The organism is Roseomonas aeriglobus (assembly GCA_016937575.1).
Classification (GTDB): Bacteria; Pseudomonadota; Alphaproteobacteria; order Sphingomonadales; family Sphingomonadaceae; genus Sphingomonas; species Sphingomonas aerigloba.
This window is the reverse complement of the sequence record JAFHKN010000005.1, coordinates 105,704-131,147: the sequence shown is the minus strand read 5'-3', so window position 1 is coordinate 131,147 and position 25,444 is coordinate 105,704. Positions and strand designations below refer to the sequence as shown.

Sequence of the window (25,444 nt, the reverse complement as noted above, 5' to 3'; positions counted from 1 at the left end):
CAGAGCTTTGACAATGCGGCATTCCGCGATGGAGCCGACCATGTATCTTGATCCTATCGGTGCAGACACGCGATGATGGCGGTCACGACGGCGGTGGTTTCCGCGACGTCGCGCACCCTCACTGTGTCGAGGCCGATTTCAGCAGCGGGATAGTCATTCCCACCGGGGAATATCGCATCCCCAATGAACAGCATCCCGTCGAGCGGGACACCGCTCTCGGCACTCAGGCGCTTCAGGCCATAGCCCTTGTCGATCCCTGCTCTGGTCACGTCGATCGATGTCGTGCCACCGAGATTGATCGAGAGCTCCGGCAGCTTCGCGCGCAACGTGGCCTGCAACGCGGTCCTCTTCTTTCGGTCAGGATCCCACGCTTCCTTTTCCTTCAGCGGCGCTGCCTGCCCCAGGCCCGAAAAGGTGATCTGGCTGCCCCGGTCCTCGATCCGTTCGCCCCAGATACGTTCGTCGGCGAGACCGGCATCGGTCAGCGCCTGATCGAAGGCCGTGCGGATCTTCGCCTTCTCCGCGTCGTCGAACAGTTCGGCATAGACCGCGCGCCAAGCGCCATTGATGAACCGATAGAGTTTCGTGCCTGTGGTCGGCATCAACCAGAGACGGTCGAGCGCGACGCCGGCAGGAAGGCGCGAGGCGATCTGCTTTTCGAACTGCGACCAGTCCCCGCCCGAGATCACCGCCACATCCGTGATGGCGAGCAATCGGGCGAGGATTGCGGCCATATCCTCCGATAACGGCCGCTTGCTCTCGGCAAGCGTGCCGTCGAGGTCGAAGGCGATCAGCCACTTCATGCCGCCTTCCCTGCCGGATCGCGGTAGGCGAGCAGCCTGAGCGCATTGATGACGACGAGCAGCGTCGATCCCTCATGAACCGCCACCGCTGGCCCAATGCCGAGGCCGAGGATGGTAGCAGGCACCAGGAAGGCGACGACACCCAGGCTGACGAAGACGTTCTGCCGGATGATTCCACGGGTATGGCGGCTAAGACCGACTGCGAATGGCAGGTGCGCCAGATCGTCGGCCATCAGCGCCACGTCGGCTGTCTCCAGCGCAACGTCCGACCCCGCCGCGCCCATCGCGATGCCGACCGTGGCGCTTGCCATCGCCGGCGCATCGTTCACGCCGTCGCCCACCATCGCGACCTTGTCTTCGCCGGCGAGCTTCTTGATCGCGGCAACCTTGTCTTCGGGCATGAGGTCGCCCCACGCTTCGTCGATCCCGACTTCGTCGGCGATCGCTTCGGCGACTTTCTGGTGATCGCCGGAGATCATTATCATCCGCGACACGCCCATCTCGTGCAGCCGACGCAACGCGGTCTTGGCAGCTTCGCGAGGCGTGTCCATCAGGCCGATCGCGCCCAGGTCGCGGTCCCCCTTGCGGACCACCATTGTCGTGCGGCCGTTCTCGCGCAGCTTCGCGATTGCGTCCTGCGCGCCCTGCCCCAGCGCCGGAATGCCCTCACTTCCGAACATCTCGGCCTTGCCGATCCACACCGTCTCGCCATCCACGCTCGCGGTGACGCCCCGACCGGTCAGGCTCTTGAGGTCGCCGGCAGTCGGCACGGCACGATCGTTCAGACGTTCGCGGCCGTCCTTGACGATCGCTTGGGCCAGGGGATGGTCGCTCAACGCTTCGACGGCGACAGCCAGCGCCAGCAACTCGCCTTCATCGGCGCCATCGACGGGCACGACATCAGTGATGCGCGGACGACCTTCGGTCAGCGTGCCCGTCTTGTCGAAAGCGATCGCTTTGAGCGACCCGAGGTTTTCGAGCGGTGCACCGCCCTTCACGAGCACGCCGCCCCGCGCTGCACGGGCAACGCCCGACAGGACCGCGCTCGGCGTTGCGATCGCGAGCGCGCACGGGCTTGCCGCCACCAGCACCGCCATCGCGCGATAGAAGCTGTCGCGGAACGGCTCGTCGACGACCACCCATGCGAACAGCAGGAGCACTGACAGGACCAGGACGGCGGGCACGAAGATCCGTTCGAACCGGTCGGTGAAGCGCTGCGTCGGCGACTTCTGCGTCTCCGCTTCGCTCACCATCTTCACGACCTTGGCAAGCGCGCTTTCATTGGAACGGCGTGTCACCTCGATCTCGATCGCGCCGCCGCCGTTGATCGTACCAGCAAAAACCCGGCTTTCCGCGTCGACTGCATCGGGCTTGGCGCGTGCCGCTGCGGCATCTGCGACCGGCACCTTGTCGACCGGGATGCTTTCACCCGTGACCGGGGCCTGGTTGATCGCGCTGGTGCCCTTGATGACGAAGCCGTCGGCAGGCAGGCGCTCGTTCGGGCGGACGATGGCAATGTCCCCGACGACCATCTGCTCGACCGGGATTTCGCTGGTCTGCCCGCCGCGTCGCACGGTCGCGGTTTCGGGCGCGAGCTTCGCCAGCGCCTCGATCGCCTTCTTGGCGCGGCCCATTGCATAATGCTCAAGCGCATGGCCGAGGCTGAACAGGAACAGCAGCAGCGCGCCTTCGGCCCATGCGCCCAGCGCAGCGGCGCCGGCGGCAGCGACCAACATCAGCGTGTCGATCTCGAACTTCTTCATCCGAAGGTTATCGATCGCCTCGCGCAGCGTGAAGAATCCGCCGAAAAAGTAGGCTGTGATGTAGCAGGCGGTCGGCAGCCACTCCGGTGCGCCGGCAACTAGCCTCTCGATCGCATAGCCGATCCCCAGCAGCGCGCCGCAGGCGAGCGCGAAGATCAGCTCGGTGTTGGGGCCAAGAAACTCGGCATGGCTATGGTCGTGGCCATCGCCGGGACCGTGCTTCTCCTCGCTCATGCCGTGGCCCCCCGGCCCGTGGTCGTGGCCGGCATGGTCGTCGGCCGCGACCCGCTTGCCCACACCGACCTTCAGCTTGCCAAGTGCGGCGCGGACCTCCTCTTCGGTGGTTTCGCGTCGATCATACTCGACCCGAACCGAGCCGCTGGTGCTGGCGCTTGCCTGGACCACGCCGGGCAAGGCGCACAGCGCATCGCTGACGGTGCGTGCCCGACGCTCGTGATTGATACCTGTAACCTGCCAGATTGCATGGCCGTAGCGGTCGGTGATCTCGGCGCCCGCGGCGCGCACCATCTCGCGCACGCGCGGCAGCGGCAGCTTGGCAGCATCGAAATGGATGCACAGCGCCGCCGGCGTGTCGCCGTCGAGGCAGATCACATGCGCCCGCTCCACGCCTTCGCGCTTTGACAGGGTTGATACGAGACGGTCCAGGCAGGCATCGGCCGCGTCAGGAAGGTTCGGCAACAACACTGGAATGTCGAGTTCGAGCTTGTCGTTCATGACGACCTCCTTTCGCTTTTCTTGGTTTCGGCGCGCGCGTCGCGCAGGATTTCGACACCGCCCTTGATGGCGATGATGGCGGTGGCGAAGCCGACCAGCAGGTCCGGCCAATTGGTACCCAACCACAGCACCAGCACGCCGGCGATCAGGATGCCGCCGTTGGAAATGAAGTCGTTGAAGCTGAAGGTGGTTGCGGCCCGGAGATTGACGTCCGGATCCTTGAGGCGCTGGAGCAGCCGCAGGCAGAGGTAATTCACGACGCCGGCGATCGCGGACATGACCATCATGGTAGGTCCGATGGGCTCGCTGCCCTGCACGTAGCGCCGTCCGACATCGATCAAGATGCCGCCCGCGAAGATCAGCAGCATGACGCCCGAAGCGACCGCGGCGCGTGTCTTCCATGTCTGGCCCCGGGTGAGCGCCACAAGGCTCAGCGCATACACAGCCGTATCGGACAGGTTGTCGACGCCGTTGGCGATCAGCGCGCTCGAGTCCGCGAAGAAGCCGGAAACGAAGAAGCCCGCAGCGATCGCCGCGTTCAGCAGCAGGACGATCCACAGTGTGCGGCGCTCCTGCCCGCCATTGTTGTCGTTGCCCGGGATCATCCCATCATCTCCTCAAGTGTCAGCAGGGCCAGGAAGCCGACGAAAAACATCGAGCTGATGAGCGGGGTGTCGGGTTTCTCGTGCGCCTCGACCAGCAACTCCTCCGTGACGAGGTAGAGCAGCGCCATCAGCCCGAAGCTGAGGAAGCCGGCGATCATCACCGGCGACAGCGCGGCGACCGGCACGGCAGCGAGCGCGCCGATCGGCAGCAGCAGGGCCAATGCCGAGACGATCACGATGATGCGCAAGCGCGAGCGATAGGTTTCCGCCAGCTCGTCGGTCAGCGTCAGTCCCAGAAATAACACTTCCAGAGTGAGCGCGATCGTCAGCAGGAGACCTGCCTTCTCGCCCGCCACGAAAGCGAGGCCGAGCACCAGGCCGTCGACCAGAATGTCGATGCCGATCGCGGCGAGTAGCGCCATCGGCCCCTTGAAGCGGGCCTCAAGAGCCTTGAGCCCCAGCATGGTCGCGACGCCCGCCGCCCCGCCGATCAACGTCGCGCTGGGCGATGCCTCATGCTTGACCTGCGGCAGGATTTCGGTCGCTGCCGCCGCGAACACGACGCCGGCAGCGAGATGCTGTAGGCCCGCCACGAGGCCAGGTTTCAACTTGGTGCGGCTCGCGACAATCGCGCCGAGCACGACCGCCAGCACAGGCGCAAGCGTATAGAGCAGTGCCTGCATTTCCTAGGACTCCTCCGGGGTTCGGTGGCAGACGCGGATCTTCCCGCGTCGCGTGAACGCGATCGATCCGCCCGCCACGACAGCCCGCGAATGGTCGCCGCGAAACTCGTCACCGGTTCGCTGCGCGCGCAGGATCTCGGTCCTGCCCTTCGGCAGCCAGGTGACGGCCATTTTCAAGCCGTCATCGATGAAGTCGACATCGGCGCGTGTGCCGTCGTCGCAGTACATGATGCGCTGCGCGATTAGTTTCGACGTCAGATGCTTTTCATGCGCCGGCTCGGTAGGCTGGGTCGGCGCTGGATTACACGCCCCTATAACCGCCCCGGAGACGAGAACGACGCCGAGGCGCGCGATCGCCAGACCGGCCCGATTCAGGCCGCACAAGGTTGTCACATTTGAAATCGACGTGTCAGACATCGGTCTCTTCCGACGAAGCGCCCTGTGGCGTTCGAAGGCAGGGCAGTTCATCGCGTGCCTTCCCGCTCGCAGATCCGGGTACGGCCATCGCCTTCCACGATGGTGAGCTGCGACCCCTTGAAGGTCGCGGTGGCTGTTTCGCCGACATATTGCAGGCCCTGCGCTGGCGCGGTCAGCATCATCGGCGGTCCCCCGTTGGAGCGCCGCAAATCGATCTGCAGGCCGTTGTCCTTGTAATCGACGAACAGCGGTTCCCCGTCGGAACAGCGATATCTATGCCGCCCCATTTCCCCGGTCGCCACGGCGCTGTCGGACGAATGGATCTGCTGCTCCGTTGGCGGGGCTGGCGGCTTTCTTTCCGAGCACGCCGCGAGCCCGACAACGAGGATGACGGCGGGCAGCACCCGCTTACAGTGCATCATCATCGCGCCTTCCTCCTGTAGCGGAAGGGGACGCGCTGACGATTGATAGCCCGGGCAGGCTGACCTACCCGCCAGCGGAGATAGGTTGCGAGGCGATCGTCAGATTCGACCATCAGGGATCGCAGGCGGCGCAACATCATCGCCGCGAACGGCAGGGAGAGCGCCCCGCGCAGCGTGCAGCTATGCGTTAGCCTGGTGCCGCCATCGTCCCCCGCCAGCTCGTACCGCTCTTCGAGCGTGAACAGATAGGGGATGCCGCAGGACCAAGCGAAGGCGTGCGGTTTATCGAATCGATCAATCCGTGCTGGCGTCCGAATTGGCCGGGTGATGCCCTGGATCGCAAAGGTGCATTCTGTGTCGCCGAGCCGGGACGGATCATCGAGAAATACGAGCGGACTCCACGCCCGGCGATGATCCGGATCGGTGAGTGCCGACCAGATGCGCAGTGGCCCGCCGTGAAGCATCGAGCTGGTTATGGTGCGAGGCATATCCCCATCTCCCAGAGATGGGCGGGGCGATCGCGGATCGCCCCGCCCATCCATCAGGCCAAGTTGTTCACGAAGGTCTGACCGTGGTCGTCCCCTTCATGCTCCTCATTGTAGTGCTCGGGTTTCTCGATCACTTTCTGCCCGAACCGGGCATAGAGTGTCGGCAGCACGAACAGCGTAAGAAGCGTCGCCGAGATCAGACCGCCGATGACGACCGTCGCCAAAGGCTTTTGAACCTCTGCGCCGGCGCCTTCGCCCAGCGCCATCGGCACGAAGCCGAGGCTGGCGACTAGCGCGGTCATGATGACGGGTCGCAGACGCTGCATCGCGCCAACATGCGCGGCTTCCTCGCGGCTCATCCCTGATCGGATCAGATCTTGGATCGAGCTGACCATGACGAGGCCGTTGAGGACCGCGATGCCCGAGAGGGCGATGAAGCCCACTGCCGCCGAGATCGAGAAGTCCATGCCCCGCAGGAACAGCAACAGGACGCCGCCCACCAGCGCGAAAGGCACGCCGGTGAACACGATGGCGGCGTCGCGGACCGATCCCAACGCCCCGTAGAGGAGCAGCAGGATCAAGATGAAGCAAGCCGGAATGACCAGCTTCAGCCGTTCGCTTGCCGATTGGAGGTTCTCGAACTGGCCGCCCCATTCGAGATAGGTGCCGGCAGGCAGCCGGAGTTGGCTGCCGATCGCCGCCTGCGCATCCGCCACGACGGATCCGACGTCGCGGCCACGCACGTTGGCTTGCACCACCACGCGCCGCTTGCCGTTCTCGCGGCTGATCTGGTTCGGACCATCGACCACCTTGATCTCGGCGACGCTGGACAGCGGTACATAGCCGCCGCCTGCCACCGGCACCTGCACCTGTTGGAGTAGGCCGATGTCGGCACGCTGCGCCTCCGACAGGCGGATCACCACGGGGAAGCGACGGTCGCCCTCGAAGATCTGGCCCGATGTTCGCCCGCCGATCGTCGCAGTCACGGTGTCCTGCACATCCTGAGCCGTAACGCCCAACCGCGCCATCGCGTCGCGGTTGACGCGAATGTCGAGCATGGGAAGACCGGTCGTCTGCTCCACCTTCACGTCCGCTGCGCCTTGCGTTCTGCGCAGCACCGCCGCGATTTGCTCGGCCGTCCGGTTCATCTGGTTGAAGTCGTCCCCGAACACCTTCACCGCGATGTCGCCGCGCACGCCGGCGATCAGCTCGTTGAAGCGCATCTGGATGGGCTGGGTGATCTCGTAGGCATTTCCCGGAATCTTCGCGAGATTACCCTCGATCCGGCTGACCAGCTCCTCCTTGGGAAGCTCAGGATCCGGCCAATCCTTGCGCGGCTTCAGGATGACGAACATGTCGGTCGCGTTCGGCGGCATCGGGTCGGCCGCCAGCTCGGCGGTGCCCGTCTTGGAATAGACGAATTGCACCTCCGGCTGCTTCGACATCATCCGCTCGATCGGCACCTGCATCGCCTGGCTCTGCTGGACCGACGTTGCCGGAATGCGGAGCGACTGGATCAGCAAATCGCCTTCGTCGAGCTGCGGCAGGAACACCGAGCCGAGCGTAGTGAAAGCAAGCGCCGCCACCACAAGGCTTCCCACACCCGCACCGATCGTCAGCGTCGGGCGCTTCATGGCCCGGTCGAGACCGGGTTCGTAGCGCTTCTTCAGCCACGTGATGATGCGGCCGTCCTTCTCCTCGACCTTCTTCGACAGCCAGATCGCAATCATCGCCGGCACGAAGGTGAGAGAGAGGATGAAGGCGAAGGCGAGCGCGATGATGACGGTCAGCGCCATCGGTCCGAACGTTTTACCCTCCACGCCGGTCAGCGTGAGCAGCGGTACGTAGACGAGGATGATGATTGCCTGCCCGTACACAGAGGGACGGATCATCTCACGCGCAGCGGCTGCCACGGTCGCGAGCCGTTCCTTGACGCTGAGCAATCGGCCTTCATGATGCTGTTGCTCGGCAAGCCGGCGCAGCGCGTTTTCGACAATGATGACGGCGCCGTCGACGATCAGACCGAAGTCCAAAGCCCCAAGGCTCATCAGATTGGCCGAGACCCCAGCGCGCAGCATACCAAAGCCTGTCAGCATCATGGTGATCGGGATGACCAACGCCGCGATCAGGGCCGCACGGAAGTTGCCGAGCAGCAGGAAGAGCACGACGATGACCAGCACCGCGCCTTCGGACAGGTTTTTCGCGACCGTCTTGATCGTCGAATTGACCAGCTCGGTGCGGTTCAGCACCGGCTGAATTACGACGTCAGGAGGCAGCGAAGCGTTGATCGTCTTCAGTTTCTCAGCGACCGCGGTCGACACGATGCGGCTGTTCTCGCCGATCCGCATGATCGCCGTGCCGACGACGACTTCGGTACCGTTCTCCGATGCCGAACCCATGCGGATCGCCTGACCCGTCTTCACAGTCGCAACTTGTTCGACCGTGATCGGCACGCCGTTACGTGTCGCGATCACGGTCCTGGCCAACTCGCTGGCATTGCGAACGAGCGCATCCGAGCGAACAGCCAGACCTTCGCCATTGCGATTGACGAAGCCACCGCCGACGCTGGTGTTATTGCGCTCCAGCGCATTTCCCAGGTCCGTCAGCGTGATGCCGAGCGAGGCCAGCTTCTGCACGTCGGGCACGACGAGGAACTGCTTGGCGTAACCGCCAATCGAGTCGACACCGGCGAGGCCCGGTGTGGTCTTCAGAAGCGGCGTCACGATCCAGTCCTGCGCGGTGCGCAGGTAGGTCGCCTTGTCCTCTTCGGTCGTCAGTCGCTCGCCCTCTGGCGTGATGTAGCTGCCATCGGGCTGTTGGCCCGGTTCACCGGGCTTGTGCTTGTCGTCCTCGCGATGATCGAGACGAACGGTGTACATGTACACCTCGCCCAGGCCTGTCGCGATCGGACCCATTTCAGGGTTCACGCCGTCGGGCAGATTCTCTTGCACGCCCCGCAGACGCTCGCCCACCTGCTGGCGGGCGAAATAGATGTCCGTCGCGTCCGAAAAGACCGCCGTGATCTGCGCGAAGCCGTTGCGGCTCAACGAGCGCGTATATTCCAGGCCGGGGGTGCCGGCGAGCGCGGTTTCGATTGGAAACGACACCTGCTTCTCGACCAGCTCGGGCGAGAGGGCAGGCGCGCGGACGTTGATCTGGACCTGATTGTTGGTGATGTCCGGCACCGCGTCGATCGGTAGCCGGTAGAGGGAAAAGGCGCCGATGGCGGCGACGATGACGGTGAGGAGCAGGACTAGCCAGCGCTTCTCGACCGCCCAGGTTACGATACGGGCGATCATGGCTTAATCCTCGTGGCTCGCTTCGCCCTTGCCGATCTCGGCCTTGAGCGTGAAACTTCCGGTGGTGGCGATCTGTTCGTTGCCGGTCAGGCCCGACCGGACGATCACCGTGTCGCCCGACGCATCGCCGAGCTGGACCGGGGTCGCCTTGAAGCCGGTGGGCGTGCGCACGAACACGACCGACTTGCCCTCGAAACTCTGGACCGCCGTCGTCGGCACGCGGACCGCCCCGCTCCCGCCGCTGCCCGTGAGCTGCACGGCTGCCGTCACAGGCTCGCCGACCCGCCATTCGCCACCGCGATTGTCGAGGGTGGCGAGCGCAGGCACGAGCCGCGTCTGCGGATCAAGCGCCGGCGACACGAAGGTCACGCGGGCGGTCGCCTGACGGCCTGCCGCCTTCACCAGCACCGTATTGCCGGGACGCACCCGGCCCGCATCCTCGGGCTTGAGATTAAGCGCGATCGACACCTGGCTCAGGTTGGCGATGCGATAGAGTTCGGCATCCGCCGCGACCGTTTGTCCCAGCGTCACGGGGCGCGCAATGATCTGGCCCGAGATCGGCGCGGCAATGCCGAGCCGGTTGAGCCCGCCGCCGCCGACACCCGCCGCCGAAACCATGCTCTGCGCCTGCGTCAGGGCGATCCGCGCCTCCGTCGCCGCTGTGCGGGCGGCGATCAGATCCTGTTCAGGGGAGACTCTCTGCGCGAACAGCCGCTGTTCGCGCGCGAGGTTCGAATTAGCGAGCTGAAGCCGCGCCCGCGCCGCCTCGACCTCGCCCTTGATCTGCGCCGCCTCGCGGCTTTCGATGACCGCAATGGTCTGGCCGCGTCCGACCGATTGGCCGAGGTTACGGGTGAGCGCGACCACGCGTCCCGCAATTGCGGCCGAGACGACCTGCGTTCCCTGTGGGTCGCCCTCGATGATCGCGGGCAGCTCGATCGTCCCGGCCCCGCCGATGATCGGCCGTCCGACCTGGACGCCCGCTGTGGCGATCTGGTCGGCACCCAATGTGACGACGCCTTCACCGGCATGACCGCCTTCAGCACCGCCCTTTTCCGTGCCCGCTGCCGTCTCATTGGCAGCTGCGCCTTCGGCAGTTGCCTCGTTTCCGCCATCCTTGCCGCCGCAGGCAGCCAAGAGCAGGGCGAGCGACGCCGCGCCCGCGAGATAAAAGCTCTTCATCACTGATTCCCCCCATTGGGCGCACGAGCGGTCAGTCGCTCCACTTGCGCGCGGGCATTCTGGTAATTGGCAAGCGCGTCGATCGCGGCGACCCGCGTTTCGGCGAGCGTGCGTTCAGCATCGAGCAATTCGAGCTGGCCGAACTTGCCCTCGCGATAGCCGATCCGCGCGATGCGGGCGGCCTCCTGTGCAGCCGCCAGCGCCGGCCCCGACGCCGCACGAGCCGTCGTTGCGGCATTGGCCGCCTGCGCCTGCGCGTCCGTGATCGCCTGTTCGATGTCGAGCGCGGTCACGCGGCGCTGCGCATCCGCCTGGGTCCGCTGCGCGGTCGCCTGCGCAATCGCGGCGCGACCATTGTTGAACACCGGGATCGGGATCGACACGCTGAACACCGCCGCCATGTCGTTGGTCGCTTCCAGGCGGCGGATCGACGGCCCGACGTTCAGGTCAGGCACGCGATTGGCGCGCGCGAGCCGCACGCCGGCTTCGGCAATGGAGAAATCCGCGTTGGCTGCCGCCAGCGCGAGTGTGCCGGTCGTGTTGACCGGTGCCAACGGCCCATAGACGTTCACACCGGGAAGGCGATCGAGCAGCGTGTCATCGAGCAGGCCGTCGATCGGCCGTCCGATCCGACGCGCCAGATTGGCGCGGGCCGCCTCGGCCAAGCGAAGCTGCCGCTCCACATTGGCGTCGGCATTGATACGCGCGACATCCGCGCGCTGTTGCTCGAGTGGCGATGCCCGCCCTGCCTGCACGCGAACGCTCGCGGCCCGCAGCGCATCGCTGGCGATCCGGGCCTGATCGCGGGCTGTCATTACCCGGCGATCGGCCGCGACCGCTTCGACATAGAGCTGCGTTACCTGAAGCCGGACATCCGCCGCGATGATCGCGACCTGGATCTCGGCCCGGGACAATTGCGCATTGGCGACCGCGACGCGGGCGCCGCGCTTGCCGCCTAGCTCGATCGGGATCGCAAAGCCGACCGTGGTTTCCGCGCTGCGGACCCCCCGATACGGCCCGGAGCCGATGACATTCTCGACTTGGCCTTGAACCACCGGATTGGGCCGCAAGCCGGCGACTGTGCGACCTGCACGGGCCGCGTCGATTCCAGCTGTCGCCGCTTCCGCAGCAGGGGCCGAACCGCCCGCTGCACTGACCGCTTGGTCAAGCGTGTAGACCGGCGCATCCTGCGCAACAGGCGCGGACGGTCCGACCTGCGCCTGCGCCATCGTGGCGCAAGACGCTGCGGCCAGCATGGCCGCGAGGATACGATTCATGAAAATAGGACTCCTGACGATGATCGACAGGGGCGCGCCAACGCACGCCCAAATCGGACGTCAGGCTTGGGGGGGCCTCAAATGGACCATGCCGGTGCGGCCGTCGAGCGACGCAGAGGCGGAGATTGTCGGCTTGGGCACTGTGAGGACGGGGGTATATTCCATCGTCGTGCGCGCAGGCGCGCCGACGTCGTGTCCGTGACAATAATTGTGATGATGCGGGACATTCTTGTCCGAGTCCGATGGCACCTGATCGATGTCACCGGCGGTATGGACCGTGAACTCAACGCCCGCGATGCTTCCCCCCGCCAGATCGGCGGCATGGGCCATGCCGGAGAAGCTGGTCAGGACCAGCATCAGGCATGTCAGGAAAGGCAAAAAGGCTCGCACTAGCTTGCCTCTATCACGGAAGGGTTTTCATGTCATTGCACTAATTCGAACCAAGGGTCACTGAGCCGGAACCCGAGCGGGATCGGTCGCGCCCGTTCCAGGCGAACCCGACCGCAATGGCGACCGCCATCAGGAGTTGCGCCAGCACCGATTGCCAAGTGGGAAACACGCCGAGCATCGACAGCCGTGGCACGTCCGCGAGCGGTGCGATGTTGATAAGGCCGGCTTCCTGGAGCGCGGCGACGCCTTTACCCGCCAGCACGACGGTCAGGACCGCCATGAGCCAGGAGCTATAGCGGAAGAACTGCGCGATCGGCAGCTTGCGACTGTAGCGAAGCATGGCCCAAGCGATCAGGCTGAGCAGTCCAATCGCCGACCCGGCCCCCGCGAGAAGCATCCCGTTGTCACCTTGCGCCGAAAGCGCGGCATAGAACAGGATCGTCTCGAAGACCTCGCGATAAACTACGACGAACGCCAGCCCGAACAGGAACCAGCCCGACCCGCCCGAGAGCGCCCGCGACATCTTCTCGCGAATATAGCGCTGCCACTGATCGGCCTGCGCCTTGCCGTGCATCCAAATCCCGACCGAGAGCAGCACGACCGCGGCGAACAGCGAGCCAAACCCTTCCGTCAGCTCCCGGCTCGCACCGCTGATCCCGATCGCATAGGTGGCGACCGCCCAGGTGATCCCGCCCGCGATGATCGCGCTGACCCAGCCGCCATGCACGTACCGCAGCGCCTCGCCGCGCTCGGCTTTACGCAGGAACGCGATCATGGCGACAACGATGAGCAGGGCTTCGAGCCCTTCACGCAGCAGGATCGTGAACGCGCCCAGGAACGTGGACGCTTCGGTGGCGGCATCAGGCGCGAGCGCCGCTTCCGCATCGTCGAAAAGGCCGCCCAGTACTGCGACCTTCTCCGCGAGATCATCGGGCGACGCGCCCCGGTCGATCGAGGCGCGGAACTCCCCCATCGCGCCCTCGATTCGACCCATCAGCGTCGCGTCGCGCGCGGTGAGTGTTGGCTCGATCGGCTCGAACCCATCGAGATAGGCCGACAGCGCCAGCTCTTTCGCCATGCGCGCATCGCCGCGCCGCGCAGCCGCCACGCTTTCGGCGAGTTTGGCGCGGGCGACCGCGAGCGAGCCGGGAGCCTGTTGTATCACCTGTTCGGGATGACGACGCAGGAACGCGAGCACTGGGTCAGCCTTGGCGTCGCCGATCGCCGCGCCGAGCGCGGCCGGGGTGAGCGCGACCAGGGTTTTCAGGTCCGGAATGCGCCGGCGAAGGGTCGGGTCGGATTTCCAAAGCCGCTCGCCTTCGCGCGCCTGCGCATCCGTGAAGGCGAAGCTCCCGGCTCGGAATGCTAACGCCCAGCGCTGATCGTTGGGCAGATCGGCGAAGCTCTGCATCGCGGTCCCGTCGATGCCTTGCGTCACCACCTGATAGAGCGCGAACACGCTGCGCTGGCGCGCGCGCTCGGCATCGGTGAAAGCAATCGGGGGCGTAGCGAGCTTGGCGGCGTCAGGGCCACGGCCGTTGCCCGTCATCCCGTGGCAGGACGCGCAGGATTGTCGGAACAGGGCATCGCTGGAGACGAGGTTCGGAGCCTTATCGGGCGCGAGCGGCACCGGGTAGGCGCGCAACAGATCGGCCGCGAGCCCGTGCGCCAATGTTGCCACCTGTTCAGTCGGTCCCTTTTCCGCGATCACCGCCTGGAGGTTGGCAGCCCGCTGGATGAGGGCTTGACGCTCCGGCTTCGCCGGCAGGCCCTGAAGCCGTGTCGAGACCGACGCGGCGAACTCCGTCATCTCGGCATATTCCGACGTGCTCTTGATCCGACCGTTGGCGACCGCGCCGCCATAATCGACGGCCATATAGTCGAGCAGCCGCCATGCGGTTTGCACGTCGCCGGGTTCGGCGATTGCCGCAGCAGGGATCAGCAGCGCCGCGAGCGCGGAGAGCAGCCGCAACGAGAGCATTGCCCGGATCAACGCGAGCAGACGCACTACCGCTCTCCCAATTCGCGCCGAGCGCCAGTGACGATTTCATAAGCGGAGTGGAGGAACAGGAGGGCGATGAGGCCGGCGACGGCGAGGTCCGGCCAGGCGCTTCCTGTCCACGCCACCAGACCGGCCGCGGCGATCACCGCCACGTTGGCGAGCGCGTCGTTGCGGCTGAACAGCCAGATCGCGCGAACATTGGCGTCCCCTTCCCGGAAACGCGCAAGCACCAAGGCGGACACGACATTGATCGCGAGCGCGACAACGCCGATTGTGCCCATCAGTTCGGCATCGGGCGCGGTTGCGTTCAGGGCGCGCCAAATCGCGAAACCGATTACGCCCACGCCAAGCGCACCGAGAAACAACCCCTGCGTCAGCGCGACCTTTGCCCTCGCCCGTGCGGACCAGGCAAGCGCGAGAAGACCGATAAGGCTGATCGACCCGTCCCCGAGAAAATCGAGGGAATCCGCTTTCAGCGCTTGGCTATCGGCGATGAACCCGCCGAACAGCTCGGCGACTCCGAAGCCGAGGTTGAGCACCACGACGGTCAGCAGCGCACGGCGATAGGCCGGATCGGTTTGCGCGCGCGCGGGCTCCCCGTGGCACCCGCAGCTTTCGGTAGAAGCATTCATGCGGCCTTCCTTACCACCTCCAGTCGCTGTAGAAGCAAGCGAAATGTGCGACACGTTCGCATAAGCAAGGATGGCATGATGAAGCCGGTGATGATTGGGCAGCTCGCCAGCGAGACCTCGACGAAGGTGACGACGATCCGCTTTTATGAGTCGATCGGGTTGCTCCGATCCGCCCCTCGCACGGCGTCGGGTCGCAGAACCTACGATGCCAGTGACATTGAGCGTTTGCACTTCATCCGCAACGGTCGCCGGCTTGGCTTCTCCGTCGACGAGATCCGTTCGTTGATGGGGCTGGCGCAGAACCCGGACCAGGATTGTGGTGCCGCCTCAGCTATCGCTGCTCAGCACCTCAAGGATGTGGAGGAGAGACTGGCGCAACTCGCGGTGTTGCGGGATGAGTTGGCAATGCTCAGCCAGAGCTGCACCAAGGCGCGCATGGCCGATTGTCGGATCATGAAGGCGATCGGCAAAGGCCACCCTCAAGCCGATCAATAATAATCGGCCAGCCTGAGCTCGCGCACATCACCCGAGGCCATCGTCAGCTTTACGAGGGTGCCAGCAGGCCGGGAGCGCACTTGCCAGAGCTCCCCACGCGTATAGTTCGCATCGATCGAATGGCCGTTCACCGCCACGATCCGGTCGCCGACCGCCCAGCCAGCCTTTTCCGCGGGACTGTTCGCCGCCACATGAACAACGGTGAGCGCCGTTGGTGAGGCTGCGAGGCCAAGGCCGCTACGGTCCTTCAGCATCGGCAGGCGACGACGAGGACCGAGTGGCCGGAGCCACACGAATCCGGCGGTCACGTCGAACACCACGTCGAATTGAGCGATCAGCGGTAGGCCGACATTGCCAACCGTGCTGGTGGAGAGCCAAGCTCTCATCCCGAGTGTGGGGACGTTCGAGACGCCAAGCCCTTCGATGTTGATGTTCTGGATCGTGAAAGCATCGTTGATACGCACACCATCGACGCCGCCGATCGCCGCGGTCGAGACGAGCTTCCCGTTCAACAGCCCTTGATCGCGGGCATAGGCCGACGAGAGCATCAGCGCGGCCGAGCTGCCAAGATCGATCATCAAGGGCACGGGAGGCAAACCCGAGACGGAAGCTCGAATGAACAGCTCCTGCTTGGCACCGCGCCCGAGCGCGACAGCGCGCCAGTCGGGACCGGCGAGAAACGTGCCTGACTTGACGACCGCCATACGCCTTTTCGCGAAATCGAGCGCGATGCAGCTACCCGTGAACATATCGGCACCGAGGAGGATATCGATCGGTCGTCCGAAGGCCGCCGACACTGAACTCAGATCACCAACGACGGCAAAGGGTAAGCGACGGGTTTCGCGGGCGAGCTGTACGTCGATGTCGCGGACCAGCAGCACCGGGGCCTTGGCGCTCAGCCCGCTAATCATGCGCCGCTCACCATCGTTCAAGCCGAGCTTCGCCGCGAGCGCCGTGCTCATGATCGACGCGCCGCTGCCACTGTCGAGCACCGCCCGCACCGGCACTCCGCGCACTTGTGCCGAAACAAGGAGGGTATCACCCGTGCCGACTTCCAGCGGCTCCCATTCGAGGTGAGCCGCACCGAAGTTCCACGAGCCCGCAGACCGGGAAGTCTGTCGCGCGAGCGTTGGAGAACCGAGCACCAAGCCGGTTCCACAGGCCACCAGCCGCGCCACTAATGAGCGTCGAGACATACCGATTGCTTCAACACGGGCCGTCAAAAAGCCACCTCCAGCCCCCCGTCCGCAGGAGAGCAAATTGCGGTTACATGCTCCAGCCACTGGAGGAGCAAGTGCTTTTGGTGCGCCCGAAAATCCTCAGAAGCGCTTGGAGAACTTTAGATGAAGGATGGTGCAGACCGCTTAGATGCCTTCCCGATAACGAACGGTTCCGGGGGACGCTGGGCCGATCGGGACCGCGAACGGTGTAAACGCTCGCGCTAAGTGGCGGCATTCTGATCGCGCTATTTGTCGGCGAGCGTCGCTACGCGGCTACCGGCTTGGTCTCGGCCGATCGCACATAGGCGTAGAGTGTTGGCTTGGAGATGCCGAGCATCGAGCAAATCTTGGCGATCGGCATCGTGTTCTCGTGGTAGAGCCTGACGGCCAGGTCGCGCTTGTCCTTGCCGAGTGCGGCCGGCCGGCCACCCTTCTTGCCGCGAGCGCGGGCTGCGGTGAGACCGGCCTGGGTCCGCTCGCGGATCAGGTTGCGCTCGAACTCCGCCAATGCCCCGAACAGGTGGAAGGTAAGCTTGCCCGACGTGGTGGTCGTGTCGATCGCCTCGTGCAGGCTCAGCAGCCCGACCTTTTCCTCGTCGAGGTAGGTCATCCATCCGATCAGATCACGGAGCGAGCGGCCGAGCCTGTCGAGGCGCCAGACCACCAGTGTGTCGCCGGCGCGAAGCAGCTCCTTCACCTTTTCCAATCCAGGGCGAGCGGCAGTCGCCCCGGAGGCCTTGTCGGTGATGACCTTCTCGCAGCCGGCAGCCTTCAGCGCATCACGCTGGAGGTCCAGGTTCTGCTCGGCGGTCGATACGCGGGCGTAACCGATTTTCATGCGTAGGGCCGGTGGCGCCCCGATCGGGCGCGGTTTGGGAAGAAAGTCGTCATCGGCAGGTCTATGTTGCCCTAGTTTTCTTTACCGGGTAGATTTACGTCGAACAGGCCGGTTTGGCAACGCGAGCGGACTCGCATGGCGATGGGCAGGCAAATCTCCGTTTTCCTTACCTGCGACACGGACCGTCGGCGGTGACGCCTGGCGCCGCCGCCTTTCCCGAAAAGGATCCCATGCGAGACGGGATCGCTACGCGTTGGGGTGTCATTCCGCCCCCAACCGGACCCAGCCACCAGCGGCGCATTTTTCAACAGCCCCGGCCGTTTGTTGAACAACCGTCCTTAACAATCCGAGTGTCCGGGCAAAAAAGGCTTGCAATGTAGGATTCTAAATCGTTCACCCTTTGTTCCGTACTCATGGTGAGTCGGGCTTCGCAGGGGAACGGGTCGCTCCAGCTCCAGCGGGGATGATGAATGTAACGAACCAGGAGGATGTATGCGTAATCGCTTAATCCCGTCGGGCGCTCTCGCCTGCGGCGTGGCGGCTCTGTCGCTGCTCACGTCCGGCGTGGCCGCCCAAGAAACGAGCACACCGCCCGCCACACAGGACGAGGCCGTTCCTCAGGCTGACCCGGCTGTGGTCAACGCCCGCCAGAACCGAACCGATGATCAAGCCGTTGCCGGTTTTCTCGATCGCAAGCGTGAGCGGCAAGCCCGCCGTGAAACCGCTCTCGGTCGCCGTGGTGCCGGTGGGGACCAGCAGGAGCTGCGTCGTCTCTACCGTGCGCTCAACATCCCTCGTCCTAACCCGCGTGCACAAATCTCGGCCGCGAACCAGTCGGCGCTGGCGGAGAGCTTCGAGACTGACTCGATCCAGCTTCTCCAGTCGCTCGACTTCAAGCCGGCACGGGTGCGTCGCCTCGCGGATGCCGGGCTCAACCCGCTTCAGGCGGCCGCAGCCTATACGCGTGGGACAGCGAGTGTGACGGACTACGCGTTGCTGTCCGACGTTGTCGCGGTCGCCCGGGTTGTCGAAGTACGGAACGAGCGGCTGGGCGACGGTTTCCGTTCGACGGTGCTCCTTGAGATCACCGACTCGATCCTCGGCCGTGCTCCCAATCGGCCGATCGCACTTCGTCAGCGCTCGGGCGAGGATGAGAATGGTCAGACGCTGCGGGTAACGAGCGAGCTTCAGGCCGTCGATGGTCAGAGCTACCTCGTGATGCTGTCCGCGGGGCTTTATGGCCAGCTTGCCACCGAGGGAGCTGGAAATCCTGCTGCTTCCGCACGGGGTGCGGCCAGGAACTATGTCCAGCTCGGGCCAACGTACCTCGTCCAGGGCGACACGCTGACGCCGGTCGACACGGGCGAGGTGTCCCCCACGACGCTCTCGCAACTCAAGGCAACGCTCGCGCCGGTCGCGCGGGCTCGGAACACCGCGGATGACGCCGCGCCGGCGCAGGAGACGGTACAGTGAAGAAGATCACGCTCATCGCGGCCTTGGCCGCCATCATCAGCTCGGGCTCCGCATCGGCGCAGACGATCGGCCCGCGCTGGCCGACCACTACCAAGTCGGTGTACCTGCACATCGCCATGCCGGCGGGCTGCGACCCTGCCCTCGGGCGAGCGGTCAGCAACTGGAACGCTCAAGGGTCGCGCTTCTACTATCAGTGGGACGCGGCGAATAACCTGACCACCACGCGAGGGACCGAGACCACGGCTCAGATCGTGACCGTGGAGGACGGCTATCCCACCAACTCGACCGCCCTCGCGTCGACCAACCTGTGGACCAGCGGATCGACCATCACCCAGGCAGACGTGATCGTGAAGGCCGATTACCTCTGGTATTATGGCGATGAGTCGGGTGGGCGGTTCCATTGCCCGTCTACTCGGTCGAGCCCTCCTTCCGGCTCGTTTGATTATGAGTCGACCATGACGCATGAGCTCGGCCATGCTTTGGGCTTCGGTGAAGCCAACAACACGGCGTGCGTCATGCACTATAGTCAGCCGGCGGGCGTGGTGCGTCGCACCCCGTGCTCGACGGAGACGACAGCGCTTCGCAACGCCTACGGAGTGCGGTGATATGAGGGTCGCGGTGTGGTCGGTAGCGGGATTGCTGCTAGTGTCCTGCTCGCCGAACGCACCGCAACCCGAGGTCCCGGCCGGCTGGAAGTCGGTCGGGATCCCTTCGTGCTGCACGGTCGCCATTCCATCAGATGCGACTCTGAAGGCGGGAAAGGACCCGGTAGACGATCCGGTGTTCCTGCTGCGCGGGCCGGGCTACGAAGGCATGTTCACAGTGACAGGCCGAGGATCGGCGCTGCCGATCGCGAGCTCCGGGACCAACTACAAAGCGGATCAGCTCACGCTCGACGGCCGCCCCGCAGGCGTAGCTTCCTACCGTGTCGCCGACCCGAACTATCCCGAGCGCCGCAGCCTTCTGTGGACGTTTGCTGGGCGGAACGACGGATCGGGGAAGAACCTGGTGCTTGATCTTTCCTGCAAGGAAACGGGTTGTGCCGTATTCCTGCCTATGATCGGCTCCCTCGACGCAAAACCATGAATACTCGCTGCCTTATGGGTCAATGCCGACCGGGAAGCCGATCCGGCTTGTCGGCCGGCTGGAGCGTTCGTTATGGGGCGACGACGACTTTGGCCGGTTCCAGCTAGACGACGCCGCGGTCATCGCAGTCGACGGGCCACGTTGAGGCGGGCCCGGCTGGGCCGAAGGTCGAGCCCACGGGTTGGGTAGGCGGGATAACGACGCAGCCGCTACGATCGGGGCGGTTCCTTTATACCGGCTGGGGCATGAAGAGAATCCTATCCCGACCATTGATCCCATTCGGGACGGTCGCGGCCAGCGCGCTTCGACTGGTTCAGTCGTAAACGTATATCTGTGCCCGCTCTATGCGCCACCCGCTGTTCGCAAAAGCCTTCCTTTCTGACGACCTTGCCGGCGGGCCATGGTAAGCGTCCGGTCGAAACCGTTGTCGGCAATGGCCAGTTTCGGGATGCGGGTGGCGGCACCGGAATGACCGATTGGAGGGTGGGTGTGCGCCGGTCGGCTTTTAGGCCGCGCATTCAATATAGAGGACATTGAACCGGCGACGAAGTTGGACCGTATGCGATCTGTCCGGCTTGCGCATTAGAAACTAAAATGCTGCCGTACGGCTTCCGACACCATTCGCGATATTTAAGAAAGGGTTGAGAATCGATCTCAGACGAAAGCGAAAGCTGGTGCCAATCCAAAGGTCGACGGATCAACATCTGGGCGTTTCAGTTGGTGACCTAAACAGATACGATGGATTAAGTTCACCTACCCCCTAAAACGGCGACCATCGTCTTGCTGCGTTGCTCTGGAACTGCGCGCTTGCCGCTCATTCGACCAAAGTCTATGAGACGAGCGTCGGCAGAATCAAATGTCGATAAAGCGTGCCGGTAACGGGAACGCAGTGAGGTCTCGATAGGCCAATTCTGCGGCTGTCCCTGCAACTGTAAGCGGCGAGCGCGTAACATGGGTGGGGTTGGCTCCACAACCACTGGGCGGCAATTGTCGTCTGGGAAGGTATGTTTCGTGCGACAACCCGTGAGCCAGGAGACCGACCGGCGCGTGTCGCTCTTGCCGGGCTCATGGGATTGGCCAGGCGCGAAACGAATTTCGTCCGGGCGACGAGTAGCGGTTGGAGCCGCATCGGCAGGACTGCCGGGGGATGCACGCGTCCGTCCCTAGCAGTCTCGTCGACCGCACTCGTGCGGACGCTCCGGCCAAGTCGCCCGGCGCCCCGGAAATTCGTTCTCATGAAATACATTCACCTGTCGCTTCTGTCTTCCGTGCTTCTGCCGGCTCCATCGCTCGCTCAGACCATCGATCCCGCTGCCGATCCAGAGACATCCAACACCTCGATCGTCGTCACCGGGAACCGCGCCACCGATCCCATGCCGCTCGACCGGATCGGCGGATCGGTCACCGTCCTCGACGAGCAAATCCTCGACCGGAGGCAAGTCCGCGAGGTGTCCGACGTGCTCCGCGACGTCCCAGGGGTCGCGGTCGGACGGGTTCCCGGTCAGACACAGCTTCGGTTGCGCGGTGCTGAAGCCAACCATACGCTCGTCCTCGTTGACGGGATCGAGGTGTCGGATCCCTATGCCGGCGAGTTCGATTTCGGAACGCTTATCGCCGACGAGGCTTCGCGGATCGAGGTGCTGCGCGGACAGCAGAGCGCGATCTACGGGTCGGACGCGATCGGCGGCGTCATCCAGTACATCACTCTCGACGGCCGCGATGCGCCCGGGGCGGTCGCGCGGATCGAAGCCGGTTCGTTCGGCATGGTGAACGGTGCTGCCCGGATCGCTGGATATAGTGGCGATCTCGACTACGCGCTGTCCGCCACACTCAATACCACCGATGGCACGCCAGGCGCCCGGAACGGCACGCGCGATCTTGCGAACGACAGTGGTGCGGTCTCGCTGAAGACGACGTTCGCGCCATCAACCAATGCACGCCTCACTGGTGTATTACGCTACGCGCGCACCAATGCCGAATTCAACGACAGCGATTCCGATCCGGGAAGTCCGACCTTCGGATTCCAGGTCGATAGCCCCGGCAACCGCTTCGAGAACGAGGCTATCTATGTGCTCATCAGGGGCGAGCTAGACTTGCTCGACGATCGCTGGACCCAAGCGTTTTCGGCCCAGATCGCGGATACCCGGCGCGACGGTTTCGCTTCGACTGGACGCAGCTATGGCAGCGAGGGCCAGAGGTTGAAAGGGTCCTACGATACGACGTTGCGTATCGAGGCTGGCGGTCTGACCCACCGGGTCACGGCGGCTCTCGATGTCGAACGCGAACGCTTCCGTAACACCGATCCGACCGGCTTCGCATTCACCGGTCGCCGACAGATCGACAATGTCGGTCTCGTCGGCCAGTATGCGATCGATCTCGGAGACCGAGCGAGCGCGTCCGCATCCATCCGCAGGGACTGGAACGACCAGTTCGCCGATACAACCACGTACAGGCTTCAGGCGAGCTATCGGATCGCTGCGGCTACGCGAGTGCGCGGGGCCGTCGGATCGGGGGTGAAGAACCCCTCGTTCTACGAACTATATGGGTTCGTGGACGGCCGTTTCATCGGCAATCCCGACCTCAGGCCCGAGAAGTCGAGCGGATGGGAGATCGGGATCGACCAGTCGCTGTTCGGTGAGCGCGCTTCAATCGGGGTCACCTATTTCGAGAGCGAACTGGACGAAGAGATCTTCACTTCTTTTCCGCCCCCGAACTTCGTCGCCAGCCCTGGCAATCGCGATACCGTATCCAAGAGAAACGGCGTCGAAGTGTTCGGCGAGGCGCGCTTCGCGGAAGCTTGGCGCGTCAATGGAGCCTACACCTATCTGCGTTCCCACGAGGATGGCGCGCGCGAAGTGCGGCGGCCCTCCCATACCGCCAGCCTGGCTGTCGACTGGCGCGCTCCCAAGGATGCCGGAGGGGTCACGCTCGTTGCGCGCTACAATGGAGAGACGATCGACAGCGCTTTCATCGATCCCTCGTTCGTGCCGGTTCGCGTGCAACTGGACGACTACTTTCTGCTGAACGTCAACGCCGACGTGAGGGTGATGGATAATGTCGAGCTGTTCGGCCGAGTCGAGAATTTGACGGCCGCCGATTACGAGGATGTCTTCAGTTTCGCGACGCCCGGACGCTCGTTCGCCATTGGCGCGCGCGCGCGTTTCTAAGGAGAATTTCGATGACGGATGAAATGATAGCAAAGTCCGACATTGCGAGGTTCGCATGGCCTGTCACACTTGCCTTGGCGACGGTGGGCGGATCGCTGGTTGCCGCCTGCATGATGCCGTTCGTGGCTGTTACGATCGTGACCGCCGCGACCATGCGCCGCTCGCTCGCGTTAACGACGATCCTCGCGATCTGGGCGACCAACCAGTTGCTGGGGTTCACCGTCCTCGGCTACCCGCACACGGGATATGCGTTCGCCTGGGGCGGTGCGCTGGGCATCGCATCTATTCTCGCCATGCTCGCCGGTGCCATCATCATGGGAGAACAAAACGAGCTGAGCACCCTCCGGACATTTGGCGCCTTTCTGATCGGCTTCGCTGTTTACGAGGCTGCGCTATTCGGGTTTGCTTTGGTGGTAGGCGGGACAGAGACTTTCACGATGGCGATCGTGGGACAGATCTTCGCGAACGATGCATTATGGTTCGCAGGACTGTTGTTGGCGTCCTGGCTCCTCGCCAGAGCCGCTCCCACGCTATTCGGACCTTCTCCGCGAATACGGTTCGCCTGACATGGCGCAGCCGCGCATCGTGTCCCTCCTGCCGAGCGCGACCGAAATCGCCGTCGCACTCGGATTGGGAGAGAGCCTCGTCGGTCGCTCGCACGAATGCGATTATCCGCTTTTCGTAAAGGCATTGCCGGTCGTCACGTCGACCAGACTCGAGAAAGGACTGACGTCGCGGCAGATCGACGACCGGATCCAGGAAATCGTGAGGCAAGGACTGTCGGTATACGAAGTCGATACCGCGCTTCTGCGGGACTTGCGGCCCGACCTCATCTTGACCCAATCGCAATGCGCGGTCTGCGCGGTCACCCCTGCCGATCTGGAAGAAGCACTCGGCGACTGGATCGGAACCGCCCCGACGCTGCTGTCGCTGGCACCCGATACATTGGAAGATGTATGGAGCGATTTCGCTAAGGTCGCCGAAGCGGCGGGAATTCCCGAGCGTGCATCATCGGTCGTCGGTGACTTGAAGGAGCGGATGTCAGGGCTATCCCGAAGTAGCGCGGAGAGGATGGATCGCCCGCGTGTCGCCGCGATCGAATGGATCGATCCGCTGATGGCTGCAGGAAACTGGGTACCCGAACTAATCGAGGCGGCCGGCGGTCACCCATTGTTCGCGCGAGCCGGAGAACATTCCTCGTGGCTGAATTGGGACGACTTGATTGCCGCCGATCCCGATCTGATCGTTGCGATGCCCTGCGGATATCTGTTGCCACAAACGCTCGCCGATCTGGGGTCGCTCGTCGACCACTTCGGTTGGAAAGACCTTACCGCGGTTCGCAAAGGGAAGGTCTTTGCCGTTGATGGCCACCATCTTTTCAATCGTCCTGGCCCACGACTCGTCGAATCGGCTGAACTGATCGCGCAGTTGGTTGGGGCGACGCCAACACAGGCATTGGAGATGGGACGGGATTGGATCTCCATCGATGGGGTTTGACGATGTTTTTCGCGCTATTCGACGCGAAACGAGCGCATCAGCCCTTGTTTTCAAAGCTGCGTACCGATACTCAAAATCAGCTGCATGCAAAGTTGCGCGCATTCAGCTTCAAGTTCGCACCGGTAACGGGAACACAGTGAGGCCCTCCAAGGTCAAATCTGCGGCTGTCCCTGCAACTGTAAGCGGCGAGCGAGAAATACTGGCGGGTCACTCCGCAACCACTGGACTGATTGTTTGGTTCGGGAAGGTGTATTTCAAGTGATGACCCGCGAGCCAGGAGACCGACCGGAGCGAGTCGCTCTTGCCTGATTCATGGGATTGGTCGGGCGCGGAATCATTTTCGTCGGAGCGACGATAAGCGGCTTGGATTGCTCCGAGCACGCCCGGTCGGCGTATCGCGTCCGTTGACCAGGCTGCTCGGCCGAGGTCCGGAGATCCAAGCCACTATATCGGCGTGAAGGGCTCAGAGCCCACGGAGAAAATACCATGTTCAAAACTAAAACGAAGGTTCTGGCACTCTCGGCTGCAATCGCATTTGGCTCTTCTGCCTCGGTTGCTCAGCAAACGGATATCGGGCCATTTCTACCCGAAGTGGGACAGGCCATAGCTGCGGCCGAGCAAGGTGCGCAAAACATCTGTGCTTCGAATGGCGGTCTGGCATCTTTCAACGTCATTCGCATAATCCAGAACGCCGGTTATTTCGCGGCGCAATTTGAGTATTCATGCAACGGTTGATTCTCAGGCCACTTCGCATTGAATGAGAACGATGAACGGCGCTGGCTTAAACCCGGCGCCGTTTTCGACTGCGGTTCGCGACCGCCCTTTTGTCGACCGCTGACATTCTGAATTTTTCGCGACGATTTGTTGTGTCTCGGAGAGTGTAGCGCGTAGCTGCCGCTATACGATCAACTGTTTTTGGGCGTTCAGATCTCGTACCAGAATGGCTGGGATTGAGGCGCGTTACCAACGA

23 protein-coding genes and 2 riboswitches are annotated in these 25,444 nt (G+C 63.9%); of the genes, 8 read left to right on the top strand and 15 right to left on the bottom strand.

From position 1 onward, the window contains the following. Positions 1–53: 53 nt before the first annotated feature. The 13 genes from JW805_19840 to JW805_19780 all read right to left on the bottom strand — a co-directional run bounded on the left by JW805_19840 (position 54) and on the right by JW805_19780 (position 14,698). Positions 54–803, bottom strand: coding sequence for an HAD-IIB family hydrolase (locus JW805_19840; GenBank protein ID MBN2974253.1), 750 nt, complete (start codon positions 801–803; stop codon positions 54–56). Next, on the bottom strand, positions 800–3,301 hold the full coding sequence (locus JW805_19835) for a heavy metal translocating P-type ATPase (protein MBN2974252.1): 2,502 nt from the start codon (positions 3,299–3,301) through the stop codon (positions 800–802). The genes JW805_19840 and JW805_19835 overlap by 4 nt, the downstream gene beginning before the upstream one ends. Continuing rightward, complete coding sequence (locus JW805_19830) at positions 3,298–3,906, bottom strand: cation transporter (protein MBN2974251.1); 609 nt, start codon at positions 3,904–3,906, stop codon at positions 3,298–3,300. Before JW805_19830 ends, JW805_19835 begins: the two co-directional genes overlap by 4 nt. After that, positions 3,903–4,589, bottom strand: a complete 687-nt coding sequence (locus JW805_19825) for a transporter (protein ID MBN2974250.1) — start codon at positions 4,587–4,589, stop codon at positions 3,903–3,905. The genes JW805_19830 and JW805_19825 overlap by 4 nt, the downstream gene beginning before the upstream one ends. 3 nt (positions 4,590–4,592) lie before the next feature. Beyond that, the gene (locus JW805_19820) at positions 4,593–4,982 is read right to left on the bottom strand and encodes a hypothetical protein (protein MBN2974249.1); all 390 of its coding nucleotides are present in this window, start codon (positions 4,980–4,982) and stop codon (positions 4,593–4,595) included. 71 nt (positions 4,983–5,053) lie between these two features. After that, on the bottom strand, positions 5,054–5,410 hold the full coding sequence (locus JW805_19815; protein ID MBN2974248.1) for a hypothetical protein: 357 nt from the start codon (positions 5,408–5,410) through the stop codon (positions 5,054–5,056). Positions 5,411–5,427: 17 nt separating this feature from the next. Next, entirely contained in the window at positions 5,428–5,916 is a 489-nt protein-coding gene (locus tag JW805_19810; protein ID MBN2974247.1) for an SRPBCC domain-containing protein, read from the bottom strand. A 53-nt stretch (positions 5,917–5,969) separates the two neighbouring features. Continuing rightward, complete coding sequence (locus JW805_19805; protein ID MBN2974246.1) at positions 5,970–9,215, bottom strand: CusA/CzcA family heavy metal efflux RND transporter; 3,246 nt, start codon at positions 9,213–9,215, stop codon at positions 5,970–5,972. A gap of 3 nt (positions 9,216–9,218) precedes the next feature. Then, entirely contained in the window at positions 9,219–10,397 is a 1,179-nt protein-coding gene (locus JW805_19800) for an efflux RND transporter periplasmic adaptor subunit (GenBank protein ID MBN2974245.1), read from the bottom strand. Next, positions 10,397–11,674 (bottom strand): TolC family protein, encoded by a 1,278-nt coding sequence (locus JW805_19795; protein MBN2974244.1) that lies wholly within the window; start codon positions 11,672–11,674, stop codon positions 10,397–10,399. Before JW805_19795 ends, JW805_19800 begins: the two co-directional genes overlap by 1 nt. A 60-nt stretch (positions 11,675–11,734) precedes the next feature. Continuing rightward, on the bottom strand, positions 11,735–12,031 hold the full coding sequence (locus JW805_19790; GenBank protein MBN2974243.1) for a hypothetical protein: 297 nt from the start codon (positions 12,029–12,031) through the stop codon (positions 11,735–11,737). 73 nt (positions 12,032–12,104) lie between these two features. Continuing rightward, positions 12,105–14,072, bottom strand: coding sequence for a cytochrome c/FTR1 family iron permease (locus JW805_19785; protein ID MBN2974242.1), 1,968 nt, complete (start codon positions 14,070–14,072; stop codon positions 12,105–12,107). Further along, a complete protein-coding gene (locus tag JW805_19780) occupies positions 14,072–14,698 on the bottom strand; it encodes a cation transporter (protein ID MBN2974241.1) in 627 nt (208 codons plus the stop codon). The genes JW805_19785 and JW805_19780 overlap by 1 nt, the downstream gene beginning before the upstream one ends. Positions 14,699–14,776: 78 nt before the next feature. On the opposite strand from JW805_19780, the gene JW805_19775 reads away from it, so the two are divergent. Next, positions 14,777–15,193 (top strand): helix-turn-helix domain-containing protein, encoded by a 417-nt coding sequence (locus JW805_19775; protein MBN2974240.1) that lies wholly within the window; start codon positions 14,777–14,779, stop codon positions 15,191–15,193. Here the strand turns inward: JW805_19775 and JW805_19770 are convergent. Beyond that, positions 15,187–16,200, bottom strand: coding sequence for an aspartyl protease family protein (locus JW805_19770; protein MBN2974239.1), 1,014 nt, complete (start codon positions 16,198–16,200; stop codon positions 15,187–15,189). The two genes, JW805_19775 and JW805_19770, sit on opposite strands and share 7 nt — an antisense overlap. Positions 16,201–16,678: 478 nt before the next feature. After that, positions 16,679–17,251: a recombinase family protein gene (locus JW805_19765; protein MBN2974238.1), complete on the bottom strand. Its 573-nt coding sequence runs from the start codon at positions 17,249–17,251 to the stop codon at positions 16,679–16,681. Between the two features lie 492 nt (positions 17,252–17,743). Between JW805_19765 and JW805_19760 the strand changes: the two genes are divergently transcribed. From JW805_19760 to JW805_19730, 7 genes are all read left to right on the top strand, one after another. After that, on the top strand, positions 17,744–18,724 hold the full coding sequence (locus JW805_19760; GenBank protein MBN2974237.1) for a hypothetical protein: 981 nt from the start codon (positions 17,744–17,746) through the stop codon (positions 18,722–18,724). Next, a complete protein-coding gene (locus JW805_19755) occupies positions 18,721–19,329 on the top strand; it encodes a hypothetical protein (protein ID MBN2974236.1) in 609 nt (202 codons plus the stop codon). Before JW805_19760 ends, JW805_19755 begins: the two co-directional genes overlap by 4 nt. Before the next feature lie 175 nt (positions 19,330–19,504). Then, complete coding sequence (locus tag JW805_19750) at positions 19,505–19,810, top strand: hypothetical protein (GenBank protein ID MBN2974235.1); 306 nt, start codon at positions 19,505–19,507, stop codon at positions 19,808–19,810. Between the two features lie 856 nt (positions 19,811–20,666). Next, a riboswitch (cobalamin riboswitch) is annotated at positions 20,667–20,870 on the top strand. 175 nt (positions 20,871–21,045) lie between these two features. Beyond that, positions 21,046–22,977 (top strand): TonB-dependent receptor, encoded by a 1,932-nt coding sequence (locus JW805_19745; protein MBN2974234.1) that lies wholly within the window; start codon positions 21,046–21,048, stop codon positions 22,975–22,977. A gap of 11 nt (positions 22,978–22,988) precedes the next feature. Continuing rightward, a complete protein-coding gene (locus JW805_19740) occupies positions 22,989–23,543 on the top strand; it encodes a hypothetical protein (GenBank protein MBN2974233.1) in 555 nt (184 codons plus the stop codon). A 1-nt stretch (position 23,544) separates the two neighbouring features. Beyond that, entirely contained in the window at positions 23,545–24,474 is a 930-nt protein-coding gene (locus JW805_19735; protein MBN2974232.1) for a cobalamin-binding protein, read from the top strand. 93 nt (positions 24,475–24,567) lie between these two features. Then, a riboswitch (cobalamin riboswitch) is annotated at positions 24,568–24,779 on the top strand. Positions 24,780–24,960: 181 nt separating this feature from the next. Then, on the top strand, positions 24,961–25,209 hold the full coding sequence (locus JW805_19730; GenBank protein ID MBN2974231.1) for a hypothetical protein: 249 nt from the start codon (positions 24,961–24,963) through the stop codon (positions 25,207–25,209). Positions 25,210–25,444: the final 235 nt, after the last annotated feature.